Genomic DNA, 14,816 nt, shown 5'->3' with positions numbered 1-14,816 from the left:
ATGACGAAAGCAGGTATGCCTGAAAGTGTGCGTATTGCCTGAAAACACAACCCGCTACGGGGGAGACTTACCCGAAATCTGATTTATTCAACAAAGCCGAATATTTACCATAGTGTTCCCTACCTGCAAATCTGAATACTGAAACTAAGAACAATTAATTAATACTAAGCAAACATATTTCGCTATTCATCTGGCGAAGCGTTAATGCACCTTAACTAACGGGATAACAAATATTACCCTGAGTTGCTGATGAAAAAACGCCAGTTCAGTCAATTTTATTCCGTTTCACATCAAAACTAAGAAAATTAGCATTTATTCGCTGCATTATTCACCGAATAAAAAATAAGCAATTCGTTGTATAATAATCAACTCTCTTAACCTATTATCATTATCTATAACGCCTGGTGACGTTCTTCATACTTAACTTTACAATCAGCAAACAATTAACGGGGCGGCCGAAAATAATAACACCTGGCATCACCTGTAAGGATTATTTATCCATTCATGGCACCGGGATTCACAGCACTATTAACCTTTTCGATCATGGGTGATATTCCCGCAATAACGCGCCGTTAATCTGGTAAATAGACACCATCAGGTGCCATTAAGTTCAAACTTTTACTCCCCCGCCCCCCCTTACGCAAGCTGATTTTCGGCGGAATAATCAACCATGTCATAACAAAATGGAACCCGGGTGGTTATCACCCGGTGATGAACAGGTTAGGACACGGCGTGGAAATCGGTGGGGGTATTACGGCTGGCGACAGTTGCCAATATTGACTTCCCGCTGAATAATAAGCGAATCTCTGTGTTTTCATCCTGATCAGATCCCCGGAGCTTACTATCGCCTGTTCCCGTAAAATGCCCTCAGCAACCGCCGTTAAAAAGGCCGCCGCATTCGTTGCCCTTGTTGCCGCCGCGCTTTTATTCATTAGCTGTTCATCGACGCCACCGGCCCCTCCGGTTACGCCACCGGTAACCACACCACCAGTGACCACAGACAACTCACCGGTCAGAGGCGTATGGCTGACCACGGTTAACCACCTGGACTGGCCTCCGGCGGATTCGCTCGCTATCAGTGATGCGGCGGTTCGCGCCCGGGTCCAGCAACAGGCGCTGCTCACCAAACTGGACCAGTTGCAAAGCCTCGGCGTTAATACGGTCTTTTTCCAGGTAAAACCCGACGCCACCGCGCTGTGGCCTTCAGCTATCCTTCCCTGGTCTGATGTTTTAACCGGCAGCATCGGCACTAACCCGGGTTATGATCCGTTACAGTTTATGCTCGATGAAGCCCATAAACGCGGCATCCGCGTCCACGCCTGGTTTAACCCCTACCGGGTAACGGTCAATACCGCCCCCGCCACCGTGGCGGCGTTAAATAACACCGCGGCCCAGCGGCCATCCAGTGTTTATGTTCAGCACCCCGGCTGGGTGCGGACCGCCGGGGGCCGTCTGGTGCTGGATCCCGGCCTCCCGGAAGTGCGGGACTGGATAACCAGTATCGTGGCGGAGGTGGTACGCGATTATCCGGTAGATGGCGTGCAGTTTGACGACTATTTTTATGCCGAATCCCCGGGCCAGCCCCTTAACGACAACCTGAGTTTCCGGCAATACGGCCAGGGTTTTGCGACCAAAGCCGACTGGCGCCGCCACAATACCCAGTTGCTGATTGAGCAGGTATCGCGCACGGTGAAACAGCTGAAACCGGATCTGCCGTTTGGTATCAGCCCGGCGGGGATCTGGCGCAATAGCGCGCAGGACCCGCTCGGCTCAGAAACCCGCGGTGCGGCAACCTATGATGAGTCCTATGCGGACACCCGCCGCTGGGTGCAACTTGGGCTGCTGGACTATATTGCCCCACAACTGTACTGGCCTTTTGGCCGGGATGCGGCCCGTTACGACGTGCTGGCGCGGTGGTGGGCTGACGTAGTGAAGCCGACCCATACCCGGCTGTATATTGGCATCGCCCTGTATAAGGTGGGGGAACCGTCCCGCAATGAGCCGGACTGGCTCGTGGATGGCGGCGTGCCGGAGCTGAAACGGCAACTGGATCTGAATGATGAGCTGCCGCAGATCAGCGGCACCATCCTGTTCCGGGAAAATAATCTTAACCAGCCCCAGACCCAGGCGGCGGTGAGCTATTTGCGCAGCCGCTGGGCGGGCAAATAAGCCATACGTAAAAAAGCCGCCGCACGGTATAACACCGTACGGCGGCCGTTTTGCCGTTTAACGCTGATCCAGCAACTGCCTTGCGGTCTGTACCACACTGGCCAGCAGCACTTCGACATCCTCAAGGCACACTGTCGGGTTCAACAGGGTCAGTTTCAGGCAGGTAATCCCGTTAACTTCTGTGACCCCGACATTGGCGCTGCCGGACGCCAGCAGCGCATCCGCGGTTTGCTGGTTGAGCAGTGCCACATCGGCGGCGGGGACTTGCCCCGGGCGAACCCGGAACAGGACACTGGCCAGCTGGGGTTTCATCACCAGTTCCAGATCCAGGCAGCCGGTAATAAACTGCGCCACATCCTGCGCCAGGCGAATACCGTTATCAATGATAGCGGCATACTGCTTTTTGCCCAGCGCCTCAAGGCCCATCCACAGTTTCAGGGCATCAAACCGGCGGGTGGTTTGCAGGGATTTCGACACCAGGTTCGGCACCCCCTGCGCTTCATCAAAGTCCGAGTTCAGATACGCCGCCTGGTAGCGCATCAGATCATAGTGACGGGCATCTTTAAGCAAAAAAGCCCCGCAACTGATGGTCTGAAAGAACTGTTTATGGAAATCCAGGGTTACCGAGTCCGCTAATTCCAGCCCGTCCAGGTAGTGGCGGTATTGCTCAGACAGCAACAGCGCCCCGCCCCAAGCGGCGTCTACATGCAGCCAGATCTGGTGCTCTGCCGCCATGGCGGCGATCTCCGCTAACGGATCGATTGCCCCGGCATCCGTGGTACCGGCGGTGGCGACAATGGCCATCACCTGTTCACCCCGGGCGGTGGCCTGGGCCAGTTTTTCCGCCAGATCGTGAACGTCCATGCGCGCCACATTATCGGTCTTCACCGCGATCACCGACTGGTAACCCAGCCCCATTAACGCCATGTTCTTTTGCACTGAAAAGTGCGCCTGAGCAGAACAAAGTACCTTAATTTTACTGAGATCCCCGATCAGCCCCTGTTGCTGTACCGAATGGCCCCGGCGGGCAAAGAAGGCGTCCCGGGCCAGCATCAGGCCCATCAGGTTGCTCTGGGTGCCGCCGCTGGTAAAGACCCCGGCATCCCCGGGCTGATACCCCACCAGCCCCCGTAGCCATTCCACCAGCGTGATTTCAATAATGGTCGCCGACGGGCTTTGATCCCACGAATCCATACTCTGATTGGTGGCGTTGATCAGCACTTCGGCCGCCTGGCTTATCACCAGGCTTGGGCAGTGCAGGTGAGCCACGCACTGCGGGTGGTGTACCGCCAGGCTGTCTTTCAGGAACAGCGCCACCGCCCGGGCAATGGCGGCCTGGTTACCCAGCCCCTCGGCGTTAAAGTGCAACTGAATACTGTCACGCAGCTCGGCCACGGTTTTACCCCGGTACATCTCTGGCTGTTGCAGCCAGTCCACCACCGCCTGGGTGCTTTGGGTGATCGCCTGCTGATAAGCCGCAATGCTGGCGGCGCTGCCGGACAGGATCGGATGAGAACCAGACATCATATGACTCACTCCGCGTTAACCGGCGTCAGGCCAGCGGCCAACAGCGCACTCTCGAACTTGTCGAGGAAGATCTCCAGCTCGCCATCGGTGATCAGCAGCGACGGTAACAGGCGCAATACGCAACCGTTACGGCCGCCGCGCTCAAGGATCAGACCTGCGCCAAAGCATTGCTTCTGTACCTGGGCGGCCAGCTCACCATCTGCCGGGTAGCATCCCATGGCGTCCTGAGCCTTATGGGGATCGACCATCTCAATACCGATCATCAGCCCGCGGCCCCGCACGTGGCCAATCGCCGGGTAACGCTGCTGGAGCGCCGTCAGTCTGGCTTTCAGCCATTCCCCCTGAGCCGCCACTTTGGCAGCAACATTCTGTTCATGGAGGATTTTGAGCGTCGTCAGGCCGGTGGCCATGGCCAGCTGGTTACCGCGGAATGTCCCGGTATGATGGCCCGGTGCCCAGGCATCAAATTGTTTTTTAATGCCCAGCACCGCCAGAGGGAGGCCGCCCCCAACCGCTTTCGACATCACAATAATATCCGGCTCAATACCGGCATGCTCGAAGGCAAACAGTGTGCCGCTGCGGGCAAAACCGGCCTGCACTTCGTCAACAATCAGCAGAATGCCGTGTTCTGCGGTAACCTTACGGATGCGCCGGAGCCATTCGGCCGGGGCCGGGTTCACCCCGCCTTCACCCTGAATTGCTTCGAGGATCACCGCCGCCGGTTTACGTACCCCGCTTTCAACATCGTTGATCAGGTTTTCAAAATAGTGGCTCAGGGCCTTAACGCCCGCCTCACCGCCAATGCCCAGCGGGCAGCGGTACTCACCGGGATACGGCATAAACTGCACTTCCGGCATCATGCCGTCCACCGCCTCTTTCGGCGACAGGTTGCCGGTCACCGCCAGTGCGCCGTGGGTCATCCCGTGATAAGCGCCGGAAAAACTGATGATCCCGGCACGGCCGGTCACTTTCTTCGCCAGCTTAAGGGCCGCTTCTACGGCATCCGCGCCAGAGGGGCCGGTAAACTGCAGGCAATATTCTTTACCCAGGCCAGGTAATAATGACAGCAGGTAAGCGGAGAATTCATCTTTTAAGGGAGTGGTTAAATCAAGGGTATGTAACGGTAAGCCACTGGTAATGACATTTTGAATGCTTTGCAGCACATCAGGATGATTATGGCCCAGCGCCAGCGTACCGGCCCCGGCCAGGCAATCAAGATATTGATTATTTTCTACGTCGGTTATCCAGGCGCCCTGTGCTTTAGCTATCGCCAAAGGTAATTTACGCGGATAGCTTCTGACATTAGATTCAAACTCAGCCTGTCTTGCTAAAAAGGTTTCATTGCTTTGGGGTAATGAATTAGCATTCAAAGTATTAATACGGACTTTATCCGTCATCATATCACTCCCACAACCTGAGGCGTTATTGCTGTCAGATTGAATAATGGTTTAAGGGTTTGGTGCGAAAAAAGCGCGGCTAATATATGTTGTTTTCTCACCTGACTCAATATTTAATTGCACCAGATTATTGCCATTTATTTTCCGTTAAAATAATTATAAAAAGACAATAATATCAACGCATTAATAATTTCATGAATATTTGTATGGCTATTCATCGCCCCCCGCCCACGGGCCGCCAACCACCAGGATAGCCATAAATTTACCAGGGGTAACCGCACGAAATGAAGCAGCAAGAGAACCAAAAAAACATTTCACTTACGGCGAATGAAAATATCGCCTCAGCGCCATAAATCACTTACTATGCGGGCCAAAATTGCCGCCTGTGCCGCTATTAGCGCGGGAGCGGATTTTATCATACATATATAGCATGTGGTGTTATCAGGCCATTATTTTAGTCAAATTAACTGTGCCGGTGCGCCATAAATAGTGAGGTATTCCTGAGTAAGAAAATAAAACAGCATAAACACCGGTGACATTACGCGGCAGACAGGTTATCACCAGCAGAAGTTTTACTTCTGGCGTGCCGGCAGAAGTGTTCGCGGGCGGACATTTCGTAAGGCGGAGCCACTTCCCCCTTATGCAGAGAATGAAAATTTTCATGCCATCCCAGATGGCGCCCTGATATGAGAACGTTATGACAGATTCCCCTATTGTTGTTGCCAAATTTGGCGGTACCAGCGTGGCAGATGCTGCCGCCATGCGCCGCAGTGCTGATATTGTGCTTGCCGACCCGCAAGCCCGCCTGGTTGTCCTGTCTGCCTCCGCCGGGGTGACCAATTTACTGGTTAGCCTGTCCGAAGGGCTGGGGCACGGTGATCGCGTGGACAAGATAGAGACCCTGCGGGCCATTCAGTACCGCATTGTTGACCAGCTGAAACAGCCAGAGGCCATCAGGCAACAGATAGACAACCTGCTGGAGAGTGTCAGCCAGTTAGCCGGCCAGGCCGCCGGGCAGCGCAGCCCGGCGCTGACCGATGCGCTGGTCAGCCACGGTGAGCTGATGTCCAGTCTGTTATTTGTCGACATACTCCGTGAGCGCGGCGCACACAGCCAGTGGTTTGACGTCCGGGACGTAATGCTCACTAGCGATGACTTTGGCCAGGCGCAGCCGGTTGTCGATGCCATTGCCCGGCGGGCAGTAACCCAGTTGCAGCCCGCCACGGCCCGGGCCATTGTGGTGACCCAGGGGTTTATTGGCCGCGACGCCGCAGGCCGCACCACCACCCTTGGCCGCGGGGGCAGCGATTATACGGCAGCCCTGCTGGGCGAAGCGCTGGGGGCCTGTCGGGTTGATATCTGGACCGATGTGGCCGGTATTTACACCACCGATCCGCGCATTGTCCCGTCCGCCCGGCGCATCGACAGCATCTCCTTTGATGAAGCCAGCGAGATGGCCACCTTTGGGGCTAAGGTCTTACACCCGGCGACATTGCTGCCCGCGGTACGCAAAGATATTCCGGTGTTTGTTGGCTCCAGTAAGCAGCCCGCCGCCGGGGGGACCCTGGTCTGCCGTCAGGCTACCAATCCCCCGCGCTATCGGGCCCTGGCGGTACGGCGTAAGCAGACCCTGTTGCGCCTGCACAGCCTGGATATGCTCCACGCCTGCGGGTTTCTGGCCGATATTTTTGCGCTGCTGGCCCGCCATAACATTACGGTGGATCTGGTCACCACCTCTGAAGTGAGCCTCGCGCTGACCCTGGATACCACGGGGTCAACTGCCGGGCAGGACAATCTGCTGAGCCCGGCGCTACTGGCAGAACTTAACACCCGCTGTAACGTTGAGGTGGAACAAGAGCTGGCGCTGATCACCCTGATCGGTAACCGGCTGTCCCGCTCGAGTGGTGTGTGTGATGCGGTCTTCTCGCCATTAGGGAACGACAATATTCGGCTGATCTGCTACGGCGCCTCGGACCATAATCTGTGTTTTCTGGTGCCAGGTGATGCTGCCGACGGGGTGATAAAAACCCTGCACCGCCACCTGTTTGAATAAACCGCCATGATGCAGGTTGCTACCGCAGCCTGCCTTTGGTAGATTTTCAATAAACACTACTCGATAAAAGTTTATTGAAAATTGCATGGACCCGCTATCTGACGTTCTTACCCTGCTGGATGCCACCATTGATAGCGCCCGCGCGCTGATGGCCCCGGCCCAGTGGGGGCTGCATTTTCCGGTGGCCGATGGCTTAACCCTTTTTGCGGTTCAGCAAGGCAGTGCCCGTTTCTGTACCCGGGAAAACCGCCAGTGGCACACCCTGAATACCGGGGACGCGATTATTGTCACCCGCCCGCAGCGCATTGCCCTGACGACCTTAACCGGTACCCTCACTGGCCGCGCAGAAAGCGCGCCCAGCCAGAAGAGCCACTACCGTACCGATTATGGCGGCGACAATCTGGTCATCCTCACCGGCCATATGGCGCTCGATCCCGGGGCGGCCAGTCTGTTGCTTGATCAATTACCCCGGGTTGTCATGCTGTCGCAGCTGGCTGAAGCCTCGCCCGGGATAATGGACGCCCTGTGCCGCGAAATACGGACACCAGGCCCGGGGGCTGAGGCAATCACGGCCCCGCTGATGCAATTGATGATAGTGGAGGGGTTGCGCAGCGCAATACGCCAGCGCCAGACGGTAACGCCGGGGTGGATGCGTGCGCTGGATGATCCGCGGATGGTGCGGGTGCTCAGTGCCATACACCAGTCACCGGCACACCCCTGGACCTTACCCGGGCTGGCAGAGATTGCCACCCTGTCCCGGGCCGGGTTTGCCCGGCGCTTCGCGTTGCTGGCCGGCAGTACCCCGCTCCATTACCTGGCCCACTGGCGGGTGCAACTGGCGGCAAAAGCATTGCGCACCACCCAACAGCCGGTAAAAACCATCGCCTTTGCGCTCGGGTTTGGTTCAAAAAGCGCCTTCAGCACCGCCTTCCGGCGGATTTATGGTGTTTCCCCCGCCCAGCTACGGGGCCAGCAGTAAAGGCGGTTCAGTGGGTATCCTCTCCGGTGGGCCTTGGGGGCAACAGACCCACCGCATGGCGGGCCACCAGATCCAGCGTTTCCCGGGAGACGCCATCCTGTGCCGGTACCGACATCCCCTGAAGCAGGGTGTTCAGGGTCATGGCTAGCCCCCGGACATCGGTATCCCCGGGCAGTTGCCCGCGATCAACACCGGCCTGTAAGCACTGGCTGAGATACCCCTTCCCCCGCTCGCGCAGCGCTTTGGCCGCCTGGTATACCTCTGCTGACTCCGGGGAGACATTAATCGCCGCCAGTACCACCAGACATCCGCAGGGAGCCTGTTGTGAGGTGAGCGTAAATGCCGCCTGGTGGAAGAAGTTGGCTATCGCCTGGTGCACGTCATTTTCCGCCAGCAACTGAGCCCAGTGAGCATCCCAGTAGGTGGTTTCATAGAAGTTGACCGCTTCGAGGAATAACCCGGCCTTGCTGCCAAATGCCGCATATAAGCTGGGCGGATTGATCGCCATCACTTTGCACAGCTCCCCCACGGACGCCAGCTCATAGCCGCTGTGCCAGAACACCTCCAGCGCGCGGATCAGGGCGTTGTCGCGATCGAAATTACGCGGCCTTCCGCGCCGGGAAGGGGTTTTCAGGGATGTGTCAGCCATAATCAGTAACCCCACTCAGATGAACATAGTCGCCGGGCCGGCAACAGCTCCGCTACCGGCCCGAACCCGGCAATAATAGCATTATTTAGCAATCGCTACATAAAATTCTGCCTGCAAGGCACCGGAGGCTTGACTTTTTATTTAGCGATCACTATAAATATCGAAATACTTAGTGACCACTAAATAAATTGCGCGCTGCCAGCACCGGATATCACCGGGCTGATCTCCGCTGCCGATATCAGTGAAAGGAAAATGTAGCAATGAATCCTAAATACGCCCCGCTGTTCGCCCCGTACACCCTCAATAACGGCGTTGAAGTGCACAACCGTCTGGTTGTTGCCCCAATGACCCACTACGCCTCCCATGACGATGGCAGCATCAGCGAGGAAGAACGCCGCTTCCTGACCGATCGCTTTGATGGCTTCGGGATGTTTATCGCGGCGGCGACGCTGGTCTCCCCGGAAGGGAAAGCCTTTATTGGCCAGCCAGAAGCCATCAGCGAAAAAGATCTGCCCAGCCTGCGTGAAGTCGCCAGTATTGCCAAACGCCAGGGGGCGAAAGCCATTTTGCAGATCCATCACGGCGGCAATCTGAGCATCGGTGAATTACTGCACGGCAAAGATATTGTTGCCCCCAGCGCAGACGAGAAATCCGGCGCCCGTGCCCTCACCGGCCAGGAAATTACTGACCTTATCGCCGCCTTTGCCAATGCCGCTCACCTTGCCATCCAGGCCGGGTTTGACGGGGTGGAAATCCACGGTGCCAATAACTACCTGATCCAGCAATTTTTCTCCGGCCAGAGCAACCGCCGGACCGATGAATGGGGCGGCAGCCTGGAAAAACGCCTGCGTTTCCCGCTGGCCATTGTTGATGCCGTCGTGAAGATGAAACAGCAATACGCCAGCAGCGATTTTATTGTCGGTTATCGCTTCTCACCGGAAGAGCCCGGTGAGCGCGGGCTGACCATGAGCGATACCTTTGCGCTGATTGATGCGCTGGTAGACAAACCGCTCCAGTACCTGCACGTGTCGCTGTGGGATTTTTATAAGAAAGCCCGGCGCGGGGCAGATACCTCCCTGACCCGGATGCAGCTGCTGCATCAACGTATTGGCGGTAAACTGCCGCTGATCGGGGTGGGTAATCTGTTTACCGCCGATCAGATCCTCGAAGCCAGCCTGACCGGCTGGGCGGAGTTTATCGCCCTCGGCAAAACCGTGATGATGAACCCTGACCTGGTCAGGTTAATTAAGGCCGGAGAGGAAGATAAGATTGTTACGGCGATCGATCCGGACAACGCAGACCATTACGGTATTCCGGATAACTTATGGGCGCAGAATATGCAGCGGCTTGCCTACCTGCCGCCGGTGAAAGACGATAAAAACTGGCAGTCGCCGGATATTTAATCGCCCCACCCGGGTTATCTCCCTGTAAAGCATGACGAGGGTATGCTGGCAGCAGCATACCCTCTGATTTTCAAACGACACTCAGATAACGTGTATTGCATCCACGACCAGCCAGCCGGTCGCGATCCAGATAGCGCCCGCCGCCACAGAGGCCAAAAGCAGTGCGCGGATCCCCTTTCTCGTCATAACACCTCCTGTATCCACAACGCTATATCCTAAACTTCAGACATCTCCGCTGGCTCAACATCCCCGCTGAGTGAGGGTGTTTTTAGTGAGTAATTATTTCATTTTTTATACTTACTCATAATGTGGCTAACCCTCCGCGATATCCCAGCGTTCAAACGGATCCGCCAGTTTGCGCCACGCGTTGCGCCCCTGGGCCATTTCTTCAGGGGTTAACAGGGCCGCATCCAGCCGGCGCTGCAATAGTGATTGATCGACATTCTGGCCAATAAATACCAGCTCCTGGCGGGCATCACCAATACCGGGTTGCCAGTGCGCCTGAATAAAGTCGAGTGATTCCTTATCTGTCGGCCAGCGCTCAGTCGGGATACTGGCCCACCACTGGCCGCCCAGGCTCTGGTGGGCAATCTTCCCGGCCTGGGACCAGATCCCGGCGAAATCCGGGCGGCTGGCCAGCCAGAAATAGCCCTTGGAACGCACCACTCCGTCCATTTGATGGTAGAGCACGTGATGGAGCCGCGCCGGGTGGAACGGCCGCCTCGCCCGGTAGGCAAAGCTGCTGATACCGTACTCTTCGGTTTCCGGGACATGCTCACCGCGCAGCTCTTTCAGCCAGCCCGGAGCCTGGGCTGCCTGTTCAAAATCAAACCGGCCGGTATTAAGTACATCATCAAGGGGGACCTGGCCGTGCCGGGCCATCAGGATCTGCGCCCGGGGGTTGAGCGCCCGCAGGGTTGCCTGCAGGCTGTTGCACTGTTCACTGGTGATCAGGTCGGTTTTATTGACCACCAGCACATCGCAGAATTCTATCTGATCAATCAGCAGATCGACCACGCTGCGGGTATCTTCCGCCCCGAGGGATTCCCCGCGGCTGCGAATACTGTCGGCAGAACCATAATCCAGCAGGAAATTGTAGCCATCGATCACCGTAACCATGGTGTCCAGCCGGGCCACCCGCGACAGGCTGTCGCCCTCGTCGTCATCAAAGGTGAAGGTTTCCGCCACCGGGAGCGGCTCCGAAATACCGGTAGACTCGATAACCAGTTGATCGAAGCGCCCCTCCCGGGCCAGGCGGCTGACTTCAATCAGTAAATCTTCCCGCAGTGTGCAGCAGATGCACCCGTTGCTCATTTCGACCAGTTTTTCATCGGTACGGGACAGCGCCGCGCCGCCGTCGCGCACCAGCGCGGCGTCGATATTCACCTCGGACATATCGTTAACGATCACCGCCACCCGGCGGCCCTGGCGGTTATGCAAAATATGGTTGAGTAGTGTGGTTTTCCCGGCGCCAAGAAACCCGGACAGTACCGTTACCGGTAGCCGGGTATCACCGGGGGATGTGTGCTGAAACTGAGACATGCTGATCACTCCTGTATCTTATAATCAGCATCACGGTAGTTGTTATGTTATAACATTTCAATTACTTTCTATTGCCCACCCGTTCGCGGCGGGCAATATCCCCGGTGATAATGGTCAGTCAGTTATTATCGCCGCGTGACAACGTCACTATGAGTTATCACAGCATAAATTGTTGATGTTCAACCCCTAACTGGCGCAGCTTCTCCTGCAATGGCGCCGGCAACTGCCCAAACCACTGTTGCTCCTCCCCCGGCAGCGGCAATACATGGCCGAATTCCACCATCTGGTCGGCCTCAATATTGTTCAGATAGATCCAGATATCTTCCCGGAGAATGGCGCTGATGTCGGCCACATCGGCCATGATATTCAGCATCAGCGGCTGTAATTGCTCCCGGGTGCGGCCCGCGCGGATATCACCGTGGATCCAGAGATGGCCACCGGCCGGTGAGCCGCCGATATAACGCACCCGCGCCGGGCTTTCCTCTTCAATGATCACCTGGACAAACCAGCTCGGGGCGCCGGTGGCTTCACTGTGGCGCGCGGTGATCGCATTGGCAATCTGCTGTTTCTGGCTGTCGCTAAGCTTGCCGGCAGGCGCGAGGCAGTAATAGGTTGGCATAATGATGGTCTCCTTATTGAGCGGATGATGACATCTGGCGGGCAAAATCATCAGAACTGATAATGTCCAGCAGAGCCAGTAATGTCTGGTGTTGTTCGGCGGTCAGGCCCCGGGCGAAATCCCGCTGGATCTCAACCCACAAACGGTGTGAGGCCGCCAGCGCCTGCTGCCCTTTTGCTGTCAGTGTCAGGCGTTTGGTTCGCCGGTCAGTCTCGGCGGCGGTCACCTCAACATAACCGTCGCGGATCATCGGTTTCAGGTTATGGGACAGCGCGGTTTTATCCAGCAGCAGCTGCCCGGCAAGCTGGCCCATGGTTGGCCCGCGCAACTGGTCGATATAACGCAACAGCGAGCGCTGCGTGGTTTTCAGCCCGCAGGGTTGAAGCCGTTCATCATAAATCTGTGAGATCCGCCGGGTCGCGCGCCGCAGTGCCGTGGCATTGCACAACGGGCTGTCCGGATCATAAAGCACACTATTGTCTGCCATCTTGTCTGCCATGAGGGGCTCCTGAGGCGTGGTGGTTGATGGCGCTTACCATACGCCGTTTAGTTGCATATGCAACTAAATTATTTACTCCACTACCCATTCCCATGCCGCGGTTATCCGGGGTAAAAAAACAGATAACAGGCAAATAATTTATTTGCACAACAGTAAACATTTGGTGCTTTTTTTGTATCATAGTCCGGTGTGTTAGCCATTCCTTATCAGGAAGACCTGATTTTCCCCGGAGTAACAGAGATGGACATCCAGACCAAAAAACAACGCCCGCTTTACATTCCCTACGCAGGCCCGGTGCTGCTGGAGTTCCCGCGGCTGAACAAAGGCAGTGCATTTAGCCTTGAAGAACGGGCGAATTTTAACCTTACCGGCCTGCTGCCGGACGTGGTGGAAACCATTGAAGAACAGGCGGAACGCGCCTGGCTACAGTTCAAAGGGTTTAAGACCGCCATCGATCAACATATTTACCTGCGCAATATTCAGGACACTAACGAAACCCTGTTCTACCGGCTGGTGGATAACCACCTTGAAGAGATGATGCCGGTGATTTACACCCCGACGGTGGGGGCCGCCTGTGAGCGCTTTTCGGAGATTTACCGCCGGGCGAGAGGGATTTTTATTTCCTGGAAAAACCGGCATAACATGGACGATATTCTGCAAAATGTGCCGAACAACACGATTAAAGTGATCGTAGTGACCGACGGCGAACGTATCCTCGGGCTGGGAGATCAGGGCATTGGCGGTATGGGGATCCCGATCGGCAAACTCTCGCTCTATACCGCCTGCGGCGGGATCAGCCCAGCCTACACCCTGCCGGTGGTGCTGGATGTCGGCACCAACAATCAGCAACTGCTTAACGACCCGCTGTACATGGGGACCCGCAGCCCGCGTATTGCCGATGAAGAGTATTACCAGTTTGTTGACGAGTTTATCCAGGCCGTCAAACAGCGCTGGCCGAATGTGCTGATCCAGTTTGAAGATTTCGCCCAGAAGAATGCCATGCCGTTGTTAAACCGCTACCGTGATGAGGTGTGCTGTTTTAACGATGATATCCAGGGGACCGCGGCAGTGACTGTCGGGGCGCTGATTGCGGCCAGCCGCGCCGCCGGAAGCCAGCTCAGCGAACAGCGGATTGTCTTCCTCGGGGCCGGTTCCGCCGGGTGCGGTATTGCCGAACAGATCATTGCCCAGATCAAACGCGAAGGGCTGAGTGACGAACAAGCCCGCCAGCGGGTGTTTATGGTGGATCGCTTCGGCCTGCTGACCGATCAAATGCCGACCTTGCTGCCGTTCCAGAGCAAACTGGTCCAGAAGCGTGACAACCTGCAACACTGGGATACCACCAGTGAAACCCTGTCATTGCTGGATGTGGTGCGCAACGTGAAACCGGATATTTTAATCGGGGTGTCCGGGCAAACCGGGCTGTTTACCGAAGAGATAATCCGTGAAATGCACCGCCACTGCACCCACCCGATTGTGATGCCGCTCTCCAACCCCACCTCCCGGGTTGAAGCCACACCGCAGGATATTATTGCCTGGACCGACGGCAACGCCCTGGTGGCCACCGGCAGCCCGTTTGCGCCGGTGCTGTGGAAAGACAAAATCTACCCTATTGCCCAGTGCAATAACACCTACATCTTCCCGGGGATCGGGCTGGGCGTAATCGCCAGCGGCGCCGCGCGCATTACCGATGAGATGATGATGTCCGCCAGTGAAACCCTCGCCCTGCACTCGCCGCTGGTGACCGATCCTGACGGCCAGGTACTGCCCTCGCTGGCGGAGATCCAGACCGTCTCCAGAGCGATTGCGTTCGCGGTGGGACGTATGGCCCAGCAGCAGGAGATAGCCACTAAAACCTCCGCCGACGCCCTGCAACAGGCCATTGAGGATAATTTCTGGCGCCCGGAATACCGCCACTACCGGCGAACATCGATTTGATGTTGTCCCCGTGGGCCGCTGCCGCCCACGGGGCTACGGCT

General features: G+C 56.5%; 11 protein-coding genes. 5 read left to right on the top strand and 6 right to left on the bottom strand.

The window, feature by feature from the left end; translation table 11 throughout:
- The first annotated feature begins 861 nt into the window (after positions 1 to 861).
- Positions 862 to 2,169 carry a glycoside hydrolase family 10 protein gene (locus F9C28_RS14710; protein ID WP_199016106.1) on the top strand — a complete coding sequence of 436 codons (1,308 nt, stop codon included), beginning with the start codon at positions 862 to 864 and terminating at the stop codon, positions 2,167 to 2,169.
- A gap of 57 nt (positions 2,170 to 2,226) precedes the next feature.
- Here the strand turns inward: F9C28_RS14710 and F9C28_RS14705 are convergent, their stop codons facing one another.
- The gene (locus F9C28_RS14705; protein ID WP_199016110.1) at positions 2,227 to 3,693 is read right to left on the bottom strand and encodes a pyridoxal phosphate-dependent decarboxylase family protein; all 1,467 of its coding nucleotides are present in this window, start codon (positions 3,691 to 3,693) and stop codon (positions 2,227 to 2,229) included.
- Between the two features lie 8 nt (positions 3,694 to 3,701).
- Positions 3,702 to 5,093, bottom strand: a complete 1,392-nt coding sequence (locus tag F9C28_RS14700) for a diaminobutyrate--2-oxoglutarate transaminase (RefSeq protein WP_199016109.1) — start codon at positions 5,091 to 5,093, stop codon at positions 3,702 to 3,704.
- A 697-nt stretch (positions 5,094 to 5,790) separates the two neighbouring features.
- On the opposite strand from F9C28_RS14700, the gene lysC reads away from it, so the two are divergent.
- The gene (lysC, locus tag F9C28_RS14695) at positions 5,791 to 7,146 is read left to right on the top strand and encodes a lysine-sensitive aspartokinase 3 (protein ID WP_199016105.1); all 1,356 of its coding nucleotides are present in this window, start codon (positions 5,791 to 5,793) and stop codon (positions 7,144 to 7,146) included.
- An 85-nt stretch (positions 7,147 to 7,231) separates the two neighbouring features.
- Positions 7,232 to 8,125: an AraC family transcriptional regulator gene (locus F9C28_RS14690; RefSeq protein ID WP_199016104.1), complete on the top strand. Its 894-nt coding sequence runs from the start codon at positions 7,232 to 7,234 to the stop codon at positions 8,123 to 8,125.
- Positions 8,126 to 8,132: 7 nt separating this feature from the next.
- Here the strand turns inward: F9C28_RS14690 and F9C28_RS14685 are convergent, their stop codons facing one another.
- Entirely contained in the window at positions 8,133 to 8,774 is a 642-nt protein-coding gene (locus F9C28_RS14685) for a TetR/AcrR family transcriptional regulator (RefSeq protein ID WP_199016103.1), read from the bottom strand.
- 260 nt (positions 8,775 to 9,034) lie between these two features.
- Here F9C28_RS14685 and F9C28_RS14680 point away from each other — a divergent pair, with 260 nt between their 5' ends.
- A complete protein-coding gene (locus tag F9C28_RS14680) occupies positions 9,035 to 10,177 on the top strand; it encodes an NADH-dependent flavin oxidoreductase (RefSeq protein ID WP_199016102.1) in 1,143 nt (380 codons plus the stop codon).
- 312 nt (positions 10,178 to 10,489) lie between these two features.
- Here F9C28_RS14680 and zigA read toward each other — a convergent pair whose 3' ends face one another.
- The 3 genes from zigA to F9C28_RS14665 all read right to left on the bottom strand — a co-directional run bounded on the left by zigA (position 10,490) and on the right by F9C28_RS14665 (position 12,837).
- Positions 10,490 to 11,719: a zinc metallochaperone GTPase ZigA gene (gene zigA, locus F9C28_RS14675; RefSeq protein ID WP_199016101.1), complete on the bottom strand. Its 1,230-nt coding sequence runs from the start codon at positions 11,717 to 11,719 to the stop codon at positions 10,490 to 10,492.
- Positions 11,720 to 11,876: 157 nt separating this feature from the next.
- Positions 11,877 to 12,338, bottom strand: a complete 462-nt coding sequence (locus F9C28_RS14670; protein ID WP_199016100.1) for a tautomerase family protein — start codon at positions 12,336 to 12,338, stop codon at positions 11,877 to 11,879.
- A 13-nt stretch (positions 12,339 to 12,351) separates the two neighbouring features.
- Positions 12,352 to 12,837, bottom strand: a complete 486-nt coding sequence (locus tag F9C28_RS14665) for a MarR family winged helix-turn-helix transcriptional regulator (RefSeq protein ID WP_199016099.1) — start codon at positions 12,835 to 12,837, stop codon at positions 12,352 to 12,354.
- A gap of 240 nt (positions 12,838 to 13,077) precedes the next feature.
- Between F9C28_RS14665 and F9C28_RS14660 the strand changes: the two genes are divergently transcribed.
- A complete protein-coding gene (locus tag F9C28_RS14660) occupies positions 13,078 to 14,775 on the top strand; it encodes an NAD-dependent malic enzyme (protein WP_199016098.1) in 1,698 nt (565 codons plus the stop codon).
- Positions 14,776 to 14,816 lie beyond the last annotated feature (41 nt).

The sequence above is a fragment of the Shimwellia pseudoproteus genome, assembly GCF_016415625.1.
GTDB lineage: Bacteria > Pseudomonadota > Gammaproteobacteria > Enterobacterales > Enterobacteriaceae > Shimwellia > Shimwellia pseudoproteus.
This window is presented reverse-complemented; position numbering and strand designations above follow the sequence as displayed.